This is a genomic window from Pseudonocardia sulfidoxydans NBRC 16205, from assembly GCF_007989085.1.
GTDB classification, from domain to species: domain Bacteria; phylum Actinomycetota; class Actinomycetes; order Mycobacteriales; family Pseudonocardiaceae; genus Pseudonocardia; species Pseudonocardia sulfidoxydans.
Genome location: NZ_BJVJ01000099.1, coordinates 1 through 18,925 on the forward strand (window position 1 = coordinate 1; position 18,925 = coordinate 18,925).

The window sequence follows — 18,925 nt, forward strand, 5'->3', positions numbered from 1 at the left end:
CGCCGCGCCCGCCGGCCTGGCCCGCGGCGGCGCCACCGCCCTGGCGGCCGCGGGCCCGCCGGCCCTGACCGCGCGGTGTGGCCTGCACCGGCTTCGGCTCGACGACGGCCACACCGCTGGGCTCACGCGAGCCGGTGACCGCCCGCAGCGACTGCGCGCCCGGGTAGACGTCGTGCACCGTCGGGCGCACCCCGGCCTGCCGGGTCAGGGCGTCGACATCGCGACGCTCCTCCGGCGTGACCAGCGTGACGACGGTGCCGGACTCGCCGCCGCGGGCCGTGCGGCCGGCGCGGTGCAGGTAGTCCTTCGGGTCCGCGGGCGGGTCGATGTGCACGACGAGGCTCACGTCGTCGACGTGGATGCCGCGTGCGGCGACGTCGGTGGCCACGAGGACAGGGGTGCGGCCCTCCTTGAAGTCGGCGATCGCGCGGTTGCGCTGGTTCTGCGACTTCCCGCCGTGCAGGCCCACGGAGACGATGCCGTCGCGCCGCAGGTTGCGCACCCAGCGGTCGACGCCGTGCTTGGTGCGCGCGAACAGGATCGTCCGGCCCTCACGGGCGGCGATCTCGGCGACGACCCGCGCCTTCGCGGCGGAGTCGACCAGCAGCGTGTGGTGGTCCATCGTGTCGACGGCCGCGCGCGCCGACGCGACGGCACGGGTCACCGGGTCGTGCAGGTACCGGGTGACCAGCGCGGCCACGTCGCCGTCGAGCGTCGCGGAGAACAGCAGCCGCTGCCCGTCGGCCGGGGTGAGGTCGAGGATGGCCCGGACCTGGGGGAGGAAGCCCATGTCGGCCATGCGGTCGGCCTCGTCGAGCGCGGTGACCTCGATGGCGGACAGGTCGGCGGTGCGCTGCGTGGTGTGGTCGGTCAGCCGGCCGGGGGTGGCGACCAGCAGGTCGACCCCGCGGGCCAGTGCGTCGGCCTGCCGGTTGAACGACAGCCCGCCGACGACGACCGCGGTGCGCAGCCCGAGCGCGCGGGCGAACGGGTCGAGCGCGTCGACGACCTGCTGCGCCAGCTCACGCGTGGGCACCAGGACGAGACCGCGGGGCTTGCGGGCCGTCGCGCGGCCCCCGGCCAGCCGCGACAGCAGCGCCAGGCCGAAGGCCAGCGTCTTGCCGGAGCCCGTCTGGCCGCGACCCAGCAGGTCCTGGCCCTTCAACGTGACGGGCAGCGTCGCCGCCTGGATCGGGAACGGTGCGGTGAAACCCTCGGCGTCGAGCGCGCGCAGCACCGGCTCGGGCAGGCCGAGGTCGGCGAACGACGGCATGCCCGACTCGGGCGCCGTCCACAGCTCCTCGACCGGCATCGGCGAGGCGGAACGGGTGGGGGCCGCGGCGGGGCGACGGTCGCCGCCACGACCACGGCCACGGGACCGCTGGGGACGGGGACGACCCGAACCCGAACGGGCGGAACGATCGGCGGGACCCGAGGAACGGGCCTGCTGGGGAGCCAAGAAAGGACCTCCGGACGTGGCACGTCGCACGGAGCCGGCCGCGCCCGTCGACGAGGACGGGCGGGCTGTTGCGGGGACGAGCCCGGGCGCAACGCAGCGCCCACAGGGGATGAAGCTTCGGACGCGTCCACAACGGGGTGCGACCCACGCGGGGTCACCGGGCCGTGGTTCGGCCGGGCCGGACGCTCATGGTCAGACTACCCGAGCGCCCGGCCACGACCTCACGGGTGTGACGTTCCCGGCCCCGTGATCCCCAGCTCGGCCATCAGGTCCGCGAGCAGCGACTCCTGCGCCGCGGCGGCGTCCGGGAGCCCGCGGGCGGCGAACCACTCCGCGACCCGGTCGACGTCACGGCCCAGGTAGGAGGGACCGAACGGGTTGCCGACGACGTCCACGACCTGCGGCAGGTCGATCATCACCAGCCGGCCGCGGTGGACCAGCAGGTTGAACGCCGACAGGTCGCCGTGGGTGAGGCCGTGCCGGGCGAGCCCCCGTAACGCCTCGCCGAGCTGCCGCCAGAGATCGGCGAGCTCGTCTGCGCCCGGGCGGAGCTGCGCCAGCCGCGGGGCCGCGGACTCCCCGTCGCCGATGAACTCCAGCAGCACCTCGGTGTCGTCGACCGACACCGGGTACGGCACCGGCACGCCCGCCGACCACAGCGTGGACAACGCCGCGAACTCGGCGCGCGCCCACTGCCCGGCGAGCAGGTCACGGCCGAAGTCGCTCCGCGACGCCATCGCCCGGGTCTCGCGCGACCGGCGCACGCGCCGGCCCTGCAGATACCCGGAGTCGCGGTGGAACATCCGGTGCTCCGAGGAGCGGTAACGCTTGGCCGCCAACAGGGTTCCGGGCTCGCCGGGCACCCCGCGGTGCAGCAGGTGGACGTCGGCCTCCTTGCCGGTCTTGAGGACGCCGAGCTCGGTGTCGACGGCGCCGGTGGCCGTCACCACCCAGTCCGGGCGTGGCTGCGGGCCGTTGTCGGCGCCGTCCCAGGTCGACCAGCGGTCGCCCTCGGGTGGGCCGTCGACGTCCTCGCCCGCGCGGCCGTCGAGCTCGGCGGGTGGCGGGGTCGGGCCGGTGCTGCGTCGCCGGCGGCGCGAGACGTACGCGTCGTCGGCGGGGTCGTGCTCGTCGTCGAAGCGGCGGCGCCGTGGCCGGCCGCGGGTGGACGAACGATCGTGGGATGACACTGTGGTGGGTCTCCTGACCGGATGGCCCCACCGGGGTGCGCTACGGGCGCACGAGGTCGCGCGGTGGGGCGGGGAAGGGACGAGGACGTGCCAGGTCCCGGGCGGCGGTCGACATCCGGCACCTCCTGGGTCGCGTCGTCATCCGGCTTCTTCCGGCCGACGACGATGGTCGCGGAACGCGCGTCCGGCCCGCAACGCATTTACCGCGCGCAACCGCACTGCTGTTCCCGGCGCCGGGAACAGCAGTGCGGTTGCGCGCGGATCTCTCGGGTCAGGGGGCTGCGTCGGTCAGGGCGCCGTGCCCCAGGGCCACCCGCCTGTCGACGCCCACGTCGGCGAGGAAGCGTTCGTCGTGACTGACGACCACCAACGCGCCCCGGAACGCCCGCAGCGCGCTCGCGAGCCGCGCCGTCGAGACCATGTCGAGGTTGTTGGTGGGCTCGTCGAGCAACAGCAGCTGCGGCGCGGGCCGGGCGAGCAGCACGCAGGCCAGGGTGGCGCGCAGCCGCTCGCCGCCCGACAGCACCGCGACAGGCTTGTGCGCCTCGTCGCCCGGGAACAGGAACCGGGCGAGCAACGTCATCCGCTGCGACAGCGGCATCCCGTCGGTCACCGCCTCCAGGTTCTGCAGGATGCTGCGCGACGGGTCGAGCAGGTCGAGCCGCTGCGAGAGCCGCGCCACCCGTCCGCCTGCGCCCCGGACCTCGCCCGCGTCGGGGACGAGCTCCCCGGACAGGACACGCAGCAGCGTCGACTTGCCGGAGCCGTTGGCGCCGACGAGCGCGATCCGCTCGGGTCCGCGGATGGTCAGGTCGACGCCGCCACCGAACAGCTCACGCACCCGGACCCCCTGCGCCGCGACGACCGTGCGGCCGGCGGGCACCGTCGTGTCGGGGAGGTCGGGCACGAGCATCGCGTCGTCGGTCAGGGCGCGTTCGGCGTCGTCGAGGCGGGTGCGGGCCTGGCCGACCCGGTCGCCGTGGGTGCGGTCGGACTTCGCCGCCGACTCCTGCGCCTTCCGCTTCAGCTTCCCGGCGACGATCTTCGGCAGCCCGGCGTCGGCGACCCCGCGGGCGGCGGTGTTGGCGCGGCGGTCGGCACGTTCGCGGGCCAGCTGCATCGCCCGCTTCTCCCGCCTCACGTCCTGCTCGGCGGACCGGACGGCGCGCTCGGCCGCCTCCCGTTCGACGTGGACGGCGTCCTCGTAGGAGGCGAGGTCGCCGGTGAACACCCGCACGCCGTCGCGGCCGAGCTCGGCGATGCGGTCGGCGTGGTCGAGCAGCTCGCGGTCGTGGCTGGCGACGAGCACGCACCCCGGCCGACCGTCGAGCACCGCGAACAGACGCTCCCGGGCGTCGCGGTCGAGGTTGTTGGTGGGCTCGTCGAGCAGCAGGACGTCCGGTCCGCGCAGCAGCAGCGCGGCGAGGCCCAGCGACACGACCTGCCCACCGGAGAGGGTGTCGAGCCTCCGGCCGAGGTCGACGTCGCCGAGTCCGACCCGGTCGAGCTCGGCGCGGCTGCGCTCCTCGACGTCCCAGTCGTCGCCGATCGTGGCGAAGTGTTCCTCGCCCGTGTCGCCGGACTCGATGGCGGCCAGCGCCGCTCGTGTGTCGGAGACGCCGAGCACCTCGGCGACGGTGAGGTCGGCGGTGAACGGCAGCTCCTGGGGGAGCAGACCGACGGTCCCGTCGACGGTGACGGCGCCCGTCGTGGGCGTGGCCAGGCCGGCGACGAGGCGCAGCAGGGTGGTCTTGCCGGCGCCGTTGGGGGCGACGAGCCCGGTCAGGCCGGGGCCGACGGCGAAGGACACGTCGTCGAGGACGACGGTGCCGTCGGGCAGGACGTAGGACAGAGCGGAGCAGACGATCGAGGGATCGGGCACGCGACAACCTCACGGGACGAGGGACGACGGAACGTCGCGGAGCGCCCCCGGGGAGATGTCACCCGGTGGCGCGGTCCCTGCCCGTCATCCCTGCTCCGTCCGTGCGGCGATCAGTGCGCTGCCCACACTACGACGGGCGGCAAGTGATTATCCGGGTCGTGAGTGGCGATAGTCGCTATAGCGACTATCGCCACTCACAGGGTCACGGCCGCGGCTGCGGCTCGGCCTCCAGCGCGGCCAGGATCGCGGGGTCCTGCAGGCCCATCCACTCCAGAACCTGCCCGTAGGTGGCGCAGACCGTCTGCGGGCGCAGGCAGACCTCGCCCATGAACGTCTCGACGGCGGTGCTGAACGCGCCGCCGTTCCAGTCGTTGAAGTGGTTGCCGACGACGAGCGGGGCCCGGTTCCCCGCGTACGCGGCGTCGTAGGCCCTGAAGTAGGCGGCGACGGTCCACTCGGTGAACAGCGACGCCTTCTCGGGCTCGTCCTTCGCGCCGTTCATGGAGAACCAGAGGTTGTAGTCCATCATGATCACCCGCTTGTCCAGCGCGGTGACGGTGACCGAGGGCATCGGGAACTCCCAGACCCCGTCGACCTTCGACGGCCAGGCGAGCGAGCCGGCCGTGCCGCTGCTGTCGTAGACCATCCCGTGCGTCAACATCGCCGGGAAGAACTGGTCCTTCTTCCCCTCCAGGCACGGGGTGCGCCCGCCCTTGACGGTGCCGTCGGGCAGGTCGAGGCCCGGTGCCTCGCGGACGAAACGGAAGAACTGGTCGAGCTCGGAGTTCCACTGCGCGGTGGTCCACTTCGCGCCGGACGGTTCGGCGCCCGCGCAGAAGTGCCCGTTGTAGTGGGTGCCGATCTCGTGGCCCGCGGCGAGCGCCGTCTTCAGGTTGCCGATGCGGGTGGCGATGTCGGCCTCGGTGCCGCCGAACCCGACCGACGACTTGCCGGGGGTGTGCCCGGGACCGGTGTAGCGGGTGCGTTCGGAGTTGGGGACGAGGTAGAGGCCGGTGAGGAAGCCGGTGAACCGCGCGTTGGACCGCTGCGCCAGGGGCAGGACGCGTTTCCAGTGGGAGTCGGAACCGGCGCCGTCGAAGGAGAAGAGGACGAACTGCGGCGGCCGCTCCCCGGGGTGCAGCGGCCGCATCCACTCCGGCGGGGACGGCGGGGACGGCGGCGGGGGATCCCCGGCCGGCGTGCCCGCCGCGCCGGCCACGCCGTCGACCTCGGCCTTCGGAGAGGTCAGCGCCATCGTCAGGAACAGCCCTGCCGCGACGAGTGCGACGAGTATCGCCAGGTTGCTCCGGGTCCGCATGGCCCTCCGCTCGGGCCCGCGGGCCGGGCCGTACCGCATCCTGACGCTACCGGCGGACCCGACCGAATCGGACACAGTTCTGGGCGTGTCGCGGATGTTGTCGTCGGACGGTGGTCGCCTGTTCCGGGGACGGTCAGGCCGCGACGATCACGGCGAGCGACAACGGTGCGGGTCTCTCCACTCGCATCCCCGCCCGCCGGGCGATGCCGGCGATCCCGGCGGCGTCGGTCGGCTCGGCCCGGGTCCCGGCGAGCACCCGGGCGAGCGCACCCTTGTGGGCCTTGTTGAAGTGGCTGACGACCGAGCGGCTGCCGTCCGGCTTCTCCGCGAGGACCGTGACGTCGACGGCGCCGGGCACCTTCCCCAGCGCGGCGTAGGAGCCCGACCGCAGGTCGACGACCAGCTCGTCCGCCGCCACCGCCGCGAGCACCGGGTCGAGGACGGGCCGCCACCGCGCCGCGAGCGTCCCGCCCGCAGGCAGGGCCGACCCCGCGGAAAGCCGGTACGCGGGGATCGGATCGCCCGCTCGGACCAGGCCGAACAGGGCGGAACCGACGGCCAGCCGGGCCCGTGCGCGGGCCGCCGCGGCACCGCGCAGCGACGTCACGTCGAGCGCGTCGTAGAGCACCCCCGTGTAGCGGTGCAGGGCCGGCAGCGTGGGTGACGACCAGAGCGCGGCGTTGCGGGCGACCTCGTCGTCCTGCCGCGGCGACAGCCCGAGCGCGGCCCGGCTGGCGGGCACGTCCGCCGCCAGCTCGACCAGTTCGTCGGCGAGGACCTTGCGCGTCCCGGCGAGTTCGGGGAACGACAGGGCGTCGAGCCGCAGCGGGGGCCCGTCGCCACCGATGCGCTTGGTCTCCGAGGGCGGCAGCAGCACGAGCACGGCGGACGACGCTACCAACCAGGTGGGGCCGGTTGTGCGGGCGCCGCGGCACCAGATATTTTCATTTGGTGATCTACCTCGTGGCACGCCTGCATGTCGACAACATGCGGGTCACGAGCACGGCCTGTTGTTGCCGCTGACTCGACCCGCCGACGTCCCCGGTCCGCCTGAGCGCGGACGCTCGCACCGGGGTCGATCACACAGGCCCCAGGCGACCGTCGGCCGGTCCGTCGCGCCGGATGCTCAGATCCGGTCGCGCTCGACACCCGTCCAGCTGTACCTCGCACCGACGCAGGAGTTGCATCGTGACCGAGCCCACCGACCCGACCGCAGCATGGTCCTTCGAGACCAAGCAGGTCCACGCCGGCGCCACCGCCGACCCGACCACCGGCGCGCGGGCCACCCCGATCTACCAGACCACCTCGTACACGTTCCGTGACAGCGACCACGCCGCCGCGCTGTTCGGGCTGGCCGAGCTGGGCAACATCTACACGCGGATCATGAACCCGACGCAGGACGTCCTCGAGCAGCGCGTCGCCGCGCTCGAAGGCGGCATCGCGGCCGTCGCCGTCGCGTCGGGCCAGGCGGCGTCGACGCTGGCGATCCTCAACATCGCCGAGGCGGGCGACCACTTCGTCTCCAGCGCCGCGCTCTACGGCGGAACGTACAACCTGTTCCACTACACGCTGCCGAAGCTGGGGATCGAGGTCACGTTCGTCAACAACCCCGACGACCTCGACGAGTGGCGCGCCGCGGTCCGGCCGAACACCAAGCTCTTCTACGCCGAGACCATCGGCAACCCGGGCAGCAACGTCCTCGACATCCGGGGCGTCGCCGACACCGCGCACGAGGCGGGTATCCCGCTGATCGTCGACAACACGGTGCCCACCCCCTACCTCGTGCGGCCCATCGAGCACGGCGCCGACATCGTGGTCCACTCGGCCACGAAGTTCCTCGGCGGCCACGGCACGTCGATCGGTGGCATCGTCATCGACTCGGGCAACTTCGACTGGGGCACCCACGCCGCGGCCTTCCCGGGCCTCACGACGCCGGACCCGAGCTACCACGGCCTCAACTACTGGGAGGCGCTCGGCCCGCTGTCGTACCTGATCAAGTTCCGCGTCCAGCTGCTGCGCGACATCGGTCCGGCCATCGCGCCGCTCAACAGCTTCCTGCTCATCCAGGGCATCGAGACGCTGTCGCTGCGCATCGAGCGGCACGTGCAGAACGCCCAGGCCGTCGCCGAGTGGCTCGAGGCCCGCGACGAGGTCGAGAAGGTCCACTACGCCGGCCTGCCGTCGAGCCCGTGGCACGCGGCCGCCCAGAAGTACCTGCCGCGCGGCGTCGGTGCGATCGTCGCGTTCGACATCCGCGGTGGCGTCGAGGCGGGCAAGAAGTTCGTCGACGCCCTCGAGCTGCACAGCCACCTGGCCAACATCGGCGACGTGCGCAGCCTCGTCATCCACCCGGCCAGCACCACCCACAGCCAGCTCTCCGGCGAGGAGCAGCTGGCATCGGGTGTCGGCCCCGGCCTGATCCGGCTGTCGGTCGGTCTGGAAGGCATCGAGGACATCAAGGCCGACCTCGAAGCGGGCTTCCGCGCGGCCAAGGGCGCCTGAGAGGCCGTCATCATCCCTGAACGAATCGTCCTCCCTCCCGCCAGCGGTGCCTGGCGGGAGGGGGACGACCCCGGCCGCCGACAGTGGGTGCAGCTGCCCGGCACCCTGCGTCTGGAGGCCGGTGGCGAACTGCCCGACGTCCGGATCGCCTACGAGACGTGGGGCACGCTCGACGCCGCCCGCTCGAACGCCGTGCTGGTGCTGCACGCACTGACCGGCGACAGCCACATCGCCGGGCCGGCCGGCCCCGGGCACCCCACCGCCGGCTGGTGGGAGGCGCTCGTCGGTCCGGGCCGCGCGCTCGACCCCGCCGAATGGTTCGTCGTGGCCCCCAACGTCGTCGGCGGCTGCCAGGGGTCCACCGGCCCGTCCTCGACCGCGCCCGACCAGGTGCCGTGGGGGAGCAGGTTCCCCATCGTCACCACCCGCGACACCGTCGCCGCCGAGACCGTCCTCGCCGACGCACTGGGCGTCGACACCTGGGCGTGCGTGATCGGTGGCTCCATGGGCGGCATGCGGGCCCTCGAATGGGCCGCGACGCAGCCCGAGCGGGTACGCAGACTCTTCGTCCTCGCGGCGCCCGCCGCCACCTCGGCCGACCAGATCGGCTGGGCCTCACCACAGCTCGCCGCGATCCGCGCCGACCCCGGCTGGAACGGCGGCGACTACCACGACCTGCCCGCCGGCAAGGGACCCCACGCGGGTCTCGGCGTCGCCCGACGGATCGCGCACCTGAGCTACCGCAGCGGGTTCGAGCTCACCACCCGCTTCGGCCGCGAGGCCCAGGACGGCGAGAACCCGTGGGACGGCGGTCGCTACGCCGTCGAGTCCTACCTCGACCACCACGCCGAGAAGCTGGTGCGCCGATTCGACGCGGGCTCCTACGTCCGGCTCACCGAGCTGATGAACGCCCACGACGTCGGCCGCGACCGCGGCGGGGTCGCGGCGGCGCTGGCGCGGGTCAAGGCGAGGACCTTCGTCGCCGGCGTGAACTCCGACCGGCTCTACCCCCTCGAGCAGCAGATCGAGATGGCCGAGGGCATCCCCGGCGCCGAGCTCAAGGTCATCGACGCCCCGTACGGCCACGACGCGTTCCTGATCGAGGACGAGGTGGTCGGATCACACCTCACGTCGCTCCTGCACGAATAAGGTTACCCTTACCGACATGAGGGTGATCGGCACCGAGGCCGAGCTCCGAGAGATCGTCTCGGAGCCACCGGCCGCCATCGCGGACAAGGCCATCGACCACGTCGACCCGGAGTCGGCGCGGTTCATCGCGACGAGTCCGTTCTTCCTGCTGGCGACGTCCGCCGCCGACGGGTCCTGCGACGTCTCCCCGCGCGGCGACCCACCGGGCAGCGTCGTCGTGCTCGACGAGCACACACTGGTCTTCGGCGACCGCAAGGGCAACCGCCGCGTCGACAGCATGCGCAACATCCTGGTCAACCCGCAGGTCGGAATGCTGTTCCTGATCCCCGGCATCGGCGAGGTCATCCGCGTCAACGGCCGCGCGCGCATCGTCACCGGGGCCGACTGGATGCCGCGGCTCACCGTCCAGGGCTCCACGCCGACGCTCGCGATCGAGGTCACCGTCGACGAACTCTTCCTGCACTGCAGCAAGGCCCTCGCCCGTTCGGCCATGTGGGACACCGCGACCTGGCCGTCGCGCAAGGAGGTGCCGTCGGCGGGGAAGATCGTCCGCAGCCAGCGCCCGGGCGTGAAGGTCCCGGCCAAGGTCATCGACGCCGCCCTGGCCGCCGACGCGAAGCTCAACCGCTACTGACGGTTCTGACGGGCGAGCGCCGCGCCGCGAGCCCCGCCGCGGCGGTCGGGTCCACGCGCTGGTGCCAGGTGCCCTCCGGGTCGTGGCCGGGCGTCTCGATCACGATCGGGCCGAGGTTGCAGGGGCCGAGGCAGCCGATCGGCGTCACCAGGGTGCGCGGGTCGTCGCGGGTCGCGGCGGTCAGCGCCCGGTGGGTGGCGCCCGCGCCGTGCGCGGTGCAGCGCGGGCCGCGGCACAGCAGCAGGTGCCGGTCGTGGCCGGGCAGCTCCGACCACGACGGTGCCCGGAAGCTGCCCGGCGACACGGTGATCTCCTCGCCGGCACCGGCGGTGAGCGCCGCGACCGCCGCAGCGGCGCCCGCGCTCGCGGTGAGGTCGTCCGCGAGCCGGACGTCGAGGGTCAGCGGTGCGCGCGTCTCGCGCCAGTTCGCGACGGCCTTGCCGATCCAGGTGCGCAGGTAGGCGTCGGCCGGGACAGCCAGCGGCACCAGCAGGGCGCCGTCGGCGCCGTCGCGGACCACCTCGTCGAGCACGTCGTGGACCGACGGCTCGGCCTGGTCGAGGTGGGCGACGCGGACGGGATCGGCAACCGTCGCGGCCACCGCGGCGGCGAGCCCTGTGAGCGACCGGGCGTCGACACCCGAGGGCGTGGGACGGGCCACCAGCACCACCACACGACTGTTCATCCGCACATCCAAGCCGATGTGGGGTCGTGAGCCGTAACCGGGGCGCGGTCCGTCAGCGGTCGTCGCTACCCTTGCTCGGGTGTTGACCAGGATGTCGTCGCTGTTCCTCCGCACCCTCCGCGAGGACCCGGCCGACGCGGAGGTGCCCAGCCACAAGCTGCTGGTCCGCGCCGGCTACGTCCGCCGCGTCGCGCCGGGCGTCTACTCCTGGCTGCCGCTGGGGCTGCGGGTGCTGCGCAGGATCGAGGAGATCGTGCGCGAGGAGATGGACGCCATCGGCGCCCAGGAGATCCAGTTCCCCGCGCTGCTGCCGCGCGACCCCTACGAGTCGACGAACCGGTGGACCGAGTACGGCCCGAACCTGTTCCGGCTCAAGGACCGCAAGGGCAACGACTACCTGCTCGGCCCCACCCACGAGGAGTTGTTCACCCTCGCGGTGAAGGGCGAGTACTCGTCGTACAAGGACTACCCCGTCGTCCTGTACCAGATCCAGAACAAGTACCGCGACGAGGAGCGCCCCCGCGCGGGCATCCTGCGCGGCCGCGAGTTCCTGATGAAGGACTCCTACTCGTTCGACCTCACCGACGAGGGCCTGTCCGACTCGTATGCGTTGCACCGCAAGGCCTACGTCAAGATCTTCGACCGGTTGTCGCTGCGCTACGTCATCGTCTCCGCCACGTCGGGCGCGATGGGCGGCTCGGCGTCGGAGGAGTTCCTCGCCGAGGCCGAGACCGGTGAGGACACCTTCGTCCGGTCCGCCTCGGGCTACGCCGCGAACGTCGAGGCCGTCGTCACCCCGGCGCCCCCCGCCCAGCCGATCGACGACAAGCCCGCCGCCCAGGTGCACCACACGCCCGACACCCCGACGATCGAGACCCTCGTCGCGTTCCTCAACGGCGCCGGCCTCGGCCGGCAGTTCACCGCCGCGGACACCCTCAAGAACGTCCTGGTCAAGCTGCGGCAGCCGGGGTCGGACGAGTGGGAGCTGCTCGGCGTCGGCGTCCCCGGTGACCGCGAGGTCGACATGAAGCGCCTCGAGGCCTCCGTCGCGCCCGCCGAGGTCGCGCTGCTGGAGGACAAGGACTTCACCGCGAACTCCTTCCTGGTGAAGGGCTACATCGGACCCGGGGCGCTGGCCGCCAACGGGGTCCGCTACCTCGTCGACCCGCGCGTCGTCACCGGCACCGCGTGGGTGACCGGCGCCGACAAGCACGACCACCACGTCGTCGACCTCGTCGCCGGCCGCGACTTCACCCCGGACGGCACGATCGAAGCCGCCGAGGTCCGCGACGGCGACCCGTCGCCCGACGGTGAAGGTGTCCTGGAGTCGGCGCGCGGCATCGAGATCGGGCACATCTTCCAGCTGGGCCGCAAGTACGCCGACGCGTTCTCCCTCGACGCGCTGGGCCCCGACTCGAAGCCCGTCCGCATCACCATGGGCTCATACGGGATCGGCGTCTCCCGGCTCGTCGCCGTCGTCGCCGAGCAGAGCAACGACGAGTCCGGTCTCATCTGGCCGCGCGCAGTCTCGCCCTACGACGTCCACGTCGTGATCGCGGGCAAGAACGAGGAGATCATGACGGGCGGTGCGAAGGTCGCCGCCGACCTCGAGGCCGCCGGGCTGTCGGTGCTGCTCGACGACCGCAAGGCCTCGCCCGGTGTCAAGTTCGCCGACGCCGAGCTCGTCGGGGTGCCGACGATCGTCGTCGTCGGCCGCGGCCTGGCCGACGGCAAGATCGAGGTCAAGGACCGCCGCAGCGGCGAGCGCGAGGAGATCGCCCTCGACGGCGCGATCGAGCACCTGGTGAAGGTCGTCCGCGGCTGAGCCCCGTGAGTGGCGATGGTCGCTGGAGCGACCATCGCCACTCACGACCTCGCCTGGGCACAGCGAACGCACAGGCCGCTCCCAGCCGGCGCCGGGGTGCATTCGGGACAGTGGTGAAGCGACACCCCGCCACCACTGTCCAGGAGCGCGCATGTCCGACGACCACGACGACTTCGGCGGGATCTCCCGCGACCTGCCCCGGCTGCTCGGCCGTCGGCGAATGCTGGGGCTGTTCGCGGGCGGCGCCGCGATGACGCTGGCGGCGGCGTGCTCGTCGTCCCCGGCGTCCTCCTCGTCCTCCTCGTCCTCTGGAGGTGCTGCGGCATCCCAGGGGTCCGGTGCGATCCCCGAGGAGACCGGTGGCCCCTACCCGGCCGACGGCTCCAACGGCCCCAACGTCCTCGACCACGCCGGCATCGTCCGCAGCGACATCCGGTCGAGCTTCGGCGCGTCGACCACGACCGCGCAGGGCGTGCCGATGCGGATCGACCTCACCCTGCGCGACAGCTCCGGCGCGGCCCTCCCGGGCGCCGCGGTGTACCTGTGGCACTGCGACCGCGACGGCAACTACTCCCTCTACTCCCGCGCGGTGACGGCGGAGAACTACCTGCGCGGCGTCCAGGCCGCCGACGACGCCGGCACGCTGTCGTTCACCAGCATCTTCCCGGCCTGCTACCAGGGCCGATGGCCGCACGTGCACTTCGAGATCTACCGCTCGCTGGCCGACGCCACGTCGTCGGGCAACGCCCTGCGCACCACCCAGCTGGCGTTGCCGAAGGAGACGTGCGAGGCCGTCTACGCCACCGACGGCTACTCCTCCAGCGTCCGCACGCTCTCGCAGGTCTCGCTGACCTCCGACATGGTGTTCCGCGACGGCTGGGACCGCCAGCTCGCGACCATGACCGGCGACGTCGCGTCCGGCTACACGGCGAGCCTGCCGGTGGTCGTCTGACCCGTCACGAGGTGGACCGCCGCCTCCGAGACACGGGACCGGCACGCACTCGAGCCGTCGGCCGCAACCTCACTGCTGCTGACGCGCGGAAACTCGACAGTGAGGTTGCGCGCGGACGGTGGGTCGGCTCCCGGTGTGACGGGGCCGGGACCTCAGTGCGGGACCTCAGTGCGGCAGGTCAGTGCGGCAGGAACGACAGCCGCACCGTCCGCACCGGGTTGTCGACGTTGGTGTCCACCAGGCACACCGACTGCCAGGTGCCCAGCGCCGCCTGCCCGCCGAGCACGGGCACCGTCACGGACGGCGAGATGATGGCCGGGAGCACGTGGTCGCGGCCGTGGCCGCGGCTGCCGTGGCGGTGGCGCCAGCGGTCGTCGGCGGGGAGCAGGTCGCGCAGGGTGGCGAGGAGGTCGTCGTCGCTGCCGGCGCCGGTCTCGATGACGGCCAGCCCGGCCGTGGCGTGGGGCACCCAGATGTTGAGCAGCCCGTCGCCGGCGAGTGCCTTGCGCAGGTAGGTGTCGATCTCGCCGCCGAGATCGCGCACGGTCTCCGACGACCCGGTCCGGATCTCGATCAGCTCGCTGTGCACGGGGCCGACGGTACTGGCGCCGGGGACGCAGCGAACGAACGGCACAGTCGCGCAACTGAGTTGCGCGAAAGGGCCGCTCGTGCAGAACGCCCCTCTTGCCCGAACGGCACAGTCGCGCAACTGAATTGCAGCACTGTGCCGTTCGTACACACACCGGGGTGCGACGGGCGGGCGGTAGCGTCGGGCGGGTGCGTACCGCGTTCGGCGAGAGCTTCGACGTCCCCGACGGCTACCTCAACTCCGCAAGTGTCGGCATCCCGCCGGTGCGGGTCACGGAGGCGGTCCTCGAGTCGGTACGGCGCTGGGGGAGCGGGCGCTGCTCACCGCCGGAGTTCGACGCCCCCGTCGCGACGGCGCGGGCCGCGTTCGCCGAGCTCGTCGGCGTCGGTGCCGACCGGGTCGCGATCGGGACGGCGGTGTCGCAGCTGCTCGGGCCGATCGCGGCGGCCGTGCCCGACGGCGCGCGGGTCGTCGTGGCGGAGGGGGAGTTCACGAGCGTCTCGTTCCCGTTCGCCGTGCAGGCCGGGCGTGGGGTCACGGTCACCGAGGCGCCACCTGCCCGGCTCGTCGAGGCCGCCGCGGAGGCCGACGTCGTCGCGGTCAGCGTCGTGCAGTCCGCCGACGGCCGGGTCGCCGATCTCGACGGCCTGCGCGAGGTCCGCGAGACCCACGGCACGCTCGTGGTCCTCGACGTCACGCAGGCCGCAGGCTGGCTGCCGCTGTCGCTGGCGTGGGCCGACGTCGTCGCGGGCGGCGGGTACAAGTGGCTGCTCGCGCCGCGCGGCACGGCGTGGATGGCGCTGCGGCCCGAGGTGGAGGCGGTGCCGCACCTCGCGGGCTGGTACGCGAGCGAGGACCCGTGGAAGGGCGTGTACGGGCTGCCGCCGAACCTGGCGTCGGACGCGCGGGCGTTCGACGTCTCGCCGGCGTGGACGTGCCAGGTCGGCGCGGCGGGGACGCTGCCGTGGCTGGCCGGGCTGGACATGGCAGCGGTCCACTCGCACTGCGCCGGGCTGGCCGACGCGCTGCGCATGGCCGTCGGTATGGCGCCGACCGGGTCGGCGATCGTGAGCGTGGGTGCGCCGGGCGCGATCGACCGGCTCACCACGGCCGGGGTGGCGGCGTCGGCCCGCGCGGGCGGGGCGCGGCTGGCGTTCGGCCTGTACAACACCGCCGACGACCTCGACCGCGCCGTGGACGCGCTGGTCTAGGCGGTCCGCCCCGGGAAGGTCGGCACGACGGGGGTCATCCCCGCCGACGTCCGCCACCGCGTGCACCGGGCCGTGCCTGAGACGAGCGCTTCGAGGGCCGCGGCGCGCAGCGGTGTGTCGGTCGTGCGTTCCAGCACCGACCGCCAGGCCGCCAGCGTGTCGGTCTCGGCGACGACGGCGAGCTGCTGGGCGGTGGCGGAGTCGGTGACCGGCGTCGGCGGCTTGTAGGTCGGGAGCGCGGACACCGGGCGTGCACCGACGTCGCTGAGGGTCTGCTCGATCAGCCCGCGGAGCCTGCGGTGGGCGTCGGAGTCCTCCCGGGCCCGCTCGGCGAGGTCGGTCGGCAGGTAGGCGACGACGAGGGAGTACGCCCACAGCGCGGCGTGCTCGGTCTCCAGGACGTCCTGCAGGGCGTCGATCGAGGTCTGGTCGATCGACGTGCGCTGCTGCGCGGGTACGGCCCGGTTCGCGGTCGAGCTCACGAGAGCACCTGCATCCATGCGGCGCAGCTGGCCGCGACCTCGGCGACCAGCCCCACCCGGGCGGCCGGGAGCGTCGCGACGAGCCCGCCCGCGTCGTTGGCCGACTTCTTCAGCGCCGCGACCACCGCCGCCGTCGTCGGATCGGCGGGCGGTGCCGTCGGCGTGGCGGGTGTGGCGGGCCCCGGGGTGCCGCCGGCCAGCCGGGCGACCTCGGCCTCCAGCGCCGCGGCGTGGTCGGTGCGGGCCTGCCGGACGGGGGTGAGGCGGTCGGTCAGCGCGGGCGCGGCGGTGATGACGGCTCCGATCAGCTCGGCGTCGTCGCGGGCGGCGCGGGCCTGCGCGATCAACGGGTCGGGCCCGTCGGAGCCGGACGTACCGTCGCAGGCCGACAGCGCCGCACCCGCGACCGGGGCGAGCGCGGCGAGTGCGATCAGCCGCCGCCGGGTCAGCCGGACCGGCCCGGCCGGGACGGGGGGCGATACCAGGCCGCGGGGACTCACGGCGGCCCATCCTGCCAGGCCGCCCCCGACGGCCGTCGCGATACCCTTGGCGGCCCGACCGGCACGGCGCGGTCACCGAGCGCAGGCCCGTCCGGGCCGGGCGCGACCCGCCCCGGCCGAGACCCCCGAAGACGTCAGGAGTTGTCCCGAATGCCCACCCCCGACCAGGTCGGCCGGCAGCTGCACGAGGTGCTGGCGCCGATCGTCACCGGCGCCGGACTGGAGCTCGACGAGCTCGACGTCCGCGCGACGGGCCGGCGGCACACGGTCAAGGTCGTCGTCGACTCCGCCGACGACACCGCGGGGGTGAGTCTCGACGTCATCGCGAAGCTCAGCCGCGCCGCCTCCGCGGAGCTCGACCAGCACGAGCACCTCATCGGTGGCTCGTACACCCTCGAGGTCACCTCCCCGGGCATCGACCGGCCGCTGACGCTGCCGCGGCACTGGCGCAAGGCCTACCTGCGCCTGGTCGAGGTCACGCTGGCCGACGGTGGCAAGCTCACGGGTCGCGTCGGCAAAGCGGGCGAGGACGAGGTCGCGCTGCTCGTCGACGGGTCGGTGCGGTCGCTGGCCTACGCCGAGGTGGCGAAGGCGTTGGTGCAGGTGGAGTTCAAGCAGGCGCCCGACGCCGAGGTCGAGAAGCTCGGCGGGCGTGTGGAGCGGACGGAGGACGAGGTATGAACGTCGACATCGCCGCCCTGCGCGCGATCGAGCGCGACAAGGACATCCCGTTCGACATGGTCATCGAGGCCATCGAGACGGCGCTGCTCACCGCGTACAAGCACACCGACGGCCACGAGGCGCACGCGCGCATCGACATCGACCGCAAGTCCGGGCTGGTCCGGGTCATGGCCCAGGAGCTGGGCGAGGACGGTTCGGTGGACCGCGAGTGGGACGACACCCCGGAGGGGTTCGGCCGGATCGCGGCCACCACGGCCCGGCAGGTCATCGTGCAGCGCCTGCGCGACGCCGAGCACGAGCGCACCTTCGGCGAGTTCTCCGCGAAGGAGGGCGAGATCATCACCGGCGAGGTGCAGGCCGACTCGCGCGCCAACGCCCGCGGTGTCGTCGTCGTCTCGCTGTCGGGGTCGCAGACCGAGGGTGTGCTGCCGCAGACCGAGCAGGTCCCCGGCGAGCGCTACCAGCACGGAGACCGCATCAAGTGCTTCGTGCTCGGCGTGACCCGCGGGGCGCGCGGCACGCAGATCACGTTGAGCCGCACGCACCCCAACCTCGTCCGCAAGCTGTTCGCGCTCGAGGTCCCGGAGCTCGTCGACGGGTCGGTGGAGATCGTCGCCGTCGCGCGCGAGGCCGGGCACCGCACCAAGATCGCGGTCCGCTCGACCGTGCCGGGTGTGAACCCCAAGGGTGCCTGCATCGGCCCGATGGGGGCGCGGGTGCGCGGAGTCATGAGCGAGCTCGCCGGCGAGAAGATCGACATCATCGACTGGTCCGACGACCCGGCGACGTTCGTGGGCAACGCGCTGTCCCCGTCGAAGGTGGTGTCGGTCACGGTCATCGACGCCAAGACCCGCACCGCGCGCGTCGTCGTGCCGGACTTCCAGCTGTCGCTCGCGATCGGCAAGGAAGGGCAGAACGCCCGGTTGGCGGCCCGGCTGACGGGCTGGCGCATCGACATCCGCAGCGACGCCGACCCCCGCAACCTCACCGACGACGAGACGGCCGAGGTGGCCGGGGCGACGGGTACGGAGTCGGTCGGCTGATCGGCGACGCGCTACACTCACAACCGGCCCGCTGCCAGGGGCCGACTCCTGATCGTCCGCCTGCCGGAACCGGTGCCCGCACCGGAGCCGGACCGGTGCGGACATGCGTCGGGTGCCGGACCAAGGTGCAGGCCTGTGGTCTGTTGCGTGTCGTCGTGGTCGACGGGGTTCTCACCCCTGACCCGCGGCGGCGGCTACCGGGCCGAGGTGCCTGGCTGCACCCCGATCCGGAGTGCCTCGACCGCGCCGAGCGTCGCTCGGCGTTCCCGCGTGCGTTACGCGTACCGGGTCCGCTGGACACCGCTGCGGTGCGGTCCCACCTCCAGGCCCACGGGGCACGGGAGACTCCCGCGCTCGACACACCAGGAAGCAAGGTCGACCCGTCATGAGCCAGTCGTGAAGATCGCACCATGAACGTGCTTCGACACTAGGTTCGAGGTCGAGCGGATCCTGCCGCCCGGCCTCCGGAATTAGAGGAGTGCAGTGGCAGGCAAGGCCCGTGTACACGAGCTCGCGAAGGAGCTCGGTCTCAGCAGTAAGCAGGTCCTGAGCAAGCTTCAGGAGCTGGGCGAGTACGTGAAGTCCCCGTCGTCGACGGTCGAGGCCCCGGTGGCGCGCAAGCTGCGCGACTCGGTGTCCGGCAACGGCAACAGCCGCCGCGGAATCCCCGGCGGTGGCGGCGGACGTCCGCGCCCCTCGTCCCCGGCCCCGTCCGGTGGCGCCCCCACGCCCGGTCCGCGTCCCGGCCCCGGTCCGCGTCCGGGTCCGCCCGCGCCGCGACCGGCCGCAGCCGAGCCGGCCGCCCCCGCGGCGCCGGCCCCTG

Annotated in this window: 19 protein-coding genes; 10 read left to right on the forward strand and 9 right to left on the reverse strand. The window is 73.3% G+C overall.

The window, feature by feature from the left end:
• The 5 genes from PSU4_RS27800 to yaaA form a co-directional block, all read right to left on the reverse strand.
• A partial coding sequence (locus tag PSU4_RS27800; protein ID WP_246115393.1) for a DEAD/DEAH box helicase occupies positions 1-1,312 on the reverse strand: 1,312 nt, incomplete at its 3' end.
• Positions 1,313-1,680: 368 nt separating this feature from the next.
• Positions 1,681-2,649 carry a serine protein kinase RIO gene (locus tag PSU4_RS27805; protein ID WP_147114893.1) on the reverse strand — a complete coding sequence of 323 codons (969 nt, stop codon included), beginning with the start codon at positions 2,647-2,649 and terminating at the stop codon, positions 1,681-1,683.
• Between the two features lie 271 nt (positions 2,650-2,920).
• Positions 2,921-4,531 carry an ABC-F family ATP-binding cassette domain-containing protein gene (locus PSU4_RS27810; protein ID WP_147114896.1) on the reverse strand — a complete coding sequence of 537 codons (1,611 nt, stop codon included), beginning with the start codon at positions 4,529-4,531 and terminating at the stop codon, positions 2,921-2,923.
• A gap of 202 nt (positions 4,532-4,733) precedes the next feature.
• Positions 4,734-5,849, reverse strand: coding sequence for a polysaccharide deacetylase family protein (locus PSU4_RS27815; RefSeq protein WP_147114899.1), 1,116 nt, complete (start codon positions 5,847-5,849; stop codon positions 4,734-4,736).
• Positions 5,850-5,982: 133 nt separating this feature from the next.
• Positions 5,983-6,732, reverse strand: coding sequence for a peroxide stress protein YaaA (gene yaaA, locus PSU4_RS27820; protein WP_147114902.1), 750 nt, complete (start codon positions 6,730-6,732; stop codon positions 5,983-5,985).
• 305 nt (positions 6,733-7,037) lie between these two features.
• On the opposite strand from yaaA, the gene PSU4_RS27825 reads away from it, so the two are divergent.
• The 3 genes from PSU4_RS27825 to PSU4_RS27835 are packed head-to-tail and all read left to right on the forward strand — an operon-like array spanning position 7,038 to position 10,134.
• Positions 7,038-8,351: a bifunctional o-acetylhomoserine/o-acetylserine sulfhydrylase gene (locus PSU4_RS27825; RefSeq protein WP_147114905.1), complete on the forward strand. Its 1,314-nt coding sequence runs from the start codon at positions 7,038-7,040 to the stop codon at positions 8,349-8,351.
• Positions 8,352-8,375: 24 nt separating this feature from the next.
• Positions 8,376-9,500, forward strand: coding sequence for a homoserine O-acetyltransferase MetX (gene metX / locus PSU4_RS27830; protein ID WP_147114907.1), 1,125 nt, complete (start codon positions 8,376-8,378; stop codon positions 9,498-9,500).
• A 16-nt stretch (positions 9,501-9,516) separates the two neighbouring features.
• On the forward strand, positions 9,517-10,134 hold the full coding sequence (locus PSU4_RS27835) for an MSMEG_1061 family FMN-dependent PPOX-type flavoprotein (protein WP_147114910.1): 618 nt from the start codon (positions 9,517-9,519) through the stop codon (positions 10,132-10,134).
• Here PSU4_RS27835 and PSU4_RS27840 read toward each other — a convergent pair.
• Complete coding sequence (locus tag PSU4_RS27840; protein ID WP_147114912.1) at positions 10,121-10,819, reverse strand: (2Fe-2S) ferredoxin domain-containing protein; 699 nt, start codon at positions 10,817-10,819, stop codon at positions 10,121-10,123. The two genes, PSU4_RS27835 and PSU4_RS27840, sit on opposite strands and share 14 nt — an antisense overlap.
• A 79-nt stretch (positions 10,820-10,898) precedes the next feature.
• Here PSU4_RS27840 and PSU4_RS27845 point away from each other — a divergent pair, with 79 nt between their 5' ends.
• Positions 10,899-12,644: a proline--tRNA ligase gene (locus PSU4_RS27845; RefSeq protein ID WP_147114917.1), complete on the forward strand. Its 1,746-nt coding sequence runs from the start codon at positions 10,899-10,901 to the stop codon at positions 12,642-12,644.
• A gap of 151 nt (positions 12,645-12,795) precedes the next feature.
• Positions 12,796-13,596, forward strand: a complete 801-nt coding sequence (locus PSU4_RS27850) for an intradiol ring-cleavage dioxygenase (RefSeq protein ID WP_147114920.1) — start codon at positions 12,796-12,798, stop codon at positions 13,594-13,596.
• Positions 13,597-13,774: 178 nt separating this feature from the next.
• Here PSU4_RS27850 and PSU4_RS27855 read toward each other — a convergent pair whose 3' ends face one another.
• Positions 13,775-14,185: a YjbQ family protein gene (locus tag PSU4_RS27855; RefSeq protein ID WP_147114923.1), complete on the reverse strand. Its 411-nt coding sequence runs from the start codon at positions 14,183-14,185 to the stop codon at positions 13,775-13,777.
• A 188-nt stretch (positions 14,186-14,373) separates the two neighbouring features.
• Here PSU4_RS27855 and PSU4_RS27860 point away from each other — a divergent pair, with 188 nt between their 5' ends.
• Positions 14,374-15,396 (forward strand): aminotransferase class V-fold PLP-dependent enzyme, encoded by a 1,023-nt coding sequence (locus PSU4_RS27860; RefSeq protein ID WP_147114926.1) that lies wholly within the window; start codon positions 14,374-14,376, stop codon positions 15,394-15,396.
• Here the strand turns inward: PSU4_RS27860 and PSU4_RS27865 are convergent.
• Positions 15,393-15,878 carry a ferritin-like domain-containing protein gene (locus PSU4_RS27865; RefSeq protein ID WP_246115394.1) on the reverse strand — a complete coding sequence of 162 codons (486 nt, stop codon included), beginning with the start codon at positions 15,876-15,878 and terminating at the stop codon, positions 15,393-15,395. The genes PSU4_RS27860 and PSU4_RS27865 overlap by 4 nt on opposite strands.
• Positions 15,875-16,378 (reverse strand): hypothetical protein, encoded by a 504-nt coding sequence (locus PSU4_RS27870; RefSeq protein ID WP_147114932.1) that lies wholly within the window; start codon positions 16,376-16,378, stop codon positions 15,875-15,877. Before PSU4_RS27870 ends, PSU4_RS27865 begins: the two co-directional genes overlap by 4 nt.
• A gap of 150 nt (positions 16,379-16,528) precedes the next feature.
• On the opposite strand from PSU4_RS27870, the gene rimP reads away from it, so the two are divergent.
• The 4 genes from rimP to PSU4_RS32615 form a co-directional block, all read left to right on the forward strand.
• Positions 16,529-17,059: a ribosome maturation factor RimP gene (gene rimP, locus PSU4_RS27875; protein ID WP_147114936.1), complete on the forward strand. Its 531-nt coding sequence runs from the start codon at positions 16,529-16,531 to the stop codon at positions 17,057-17,059.
• Positions 17,056-18,102, forward strand: coding sequence for a transcription termination factor NusA (gene nusA, locus PSU4_RS27880; RefSeq protein ID WP_147114939.1), 1,047 nt, complete (start codon positions 17,056-17,058; stop codon positions 18,100-18,102). Before rimP ends, nusA begins: the two co-directional genes overlap by 4 nt.
• A gap of 155 nt (positions 18,103-18,257) precedes the next feature.
• The gene (locus PSU4_RS27885; protein ID WP_246115395.1) at positions 18,258-18,491 is read left to right on the forward strand and encodes a YlxR family protein; all 234 of its coding nucleotides are present in this window, start codon (positions 18,258-18,260) and stop codon (positions 18,489-18,491) included.
• A 94-nt stretch (positions 18,492-18,585) separates the two neighbouring features.
• Positions 18,586-18,925, forward strand: a 340-nt coding sequence (locus tag PSU4_RS32615; protein ID WP_246115396.1) for a translation initiation factor IF-2 N-terminal domain-containing protein, incomplete at its 3' end; no start/stop codon positions are given.

Coding starts and splice junctions, on each gene's coding strand:
- nusA (WP_147114939.1), top strand. CDS start 17,056: ATGAACGTCGACATCGCCGCCCTGCGCGCGATCGAGCGCGACAAGGAC.
- rimP (WP_147114936.1), top strand. CDS start 16,529: ATGCCCACCCCCGACCAGGTCGGCCGGCAGCTGCACGAGGTGCTGGCG.
- PSU4_RS27815 (WP_147114899.1), bottom strand. CDS start 5,849: ATGCGGACCCGGAGCAACCTGGCGATACTCGTCGCACTCGTCGCGGCA.
- PSU4_RS27850 (WP_147114920.1), top strand. CDS start 12,796: ATGTCCGACGACCACGACGACTTCGGCGGGATCTCCCGCGACCTGCCC.
- PSU4_RS27840 (WP_147114912.1), bottom strand. CDS start 10,819: ATGAACAGTCGTGTGGTGGTGCTGGTGGCCCGTCCCACGCCCTCGGGT.
- PSU4_RS27835 (WP_147114910.1), top strand. CDS start 9,517: ATGAGGGTGATCGGCACCGAGGCCGAGCTCCGAGAGATCGTCTCGGAG.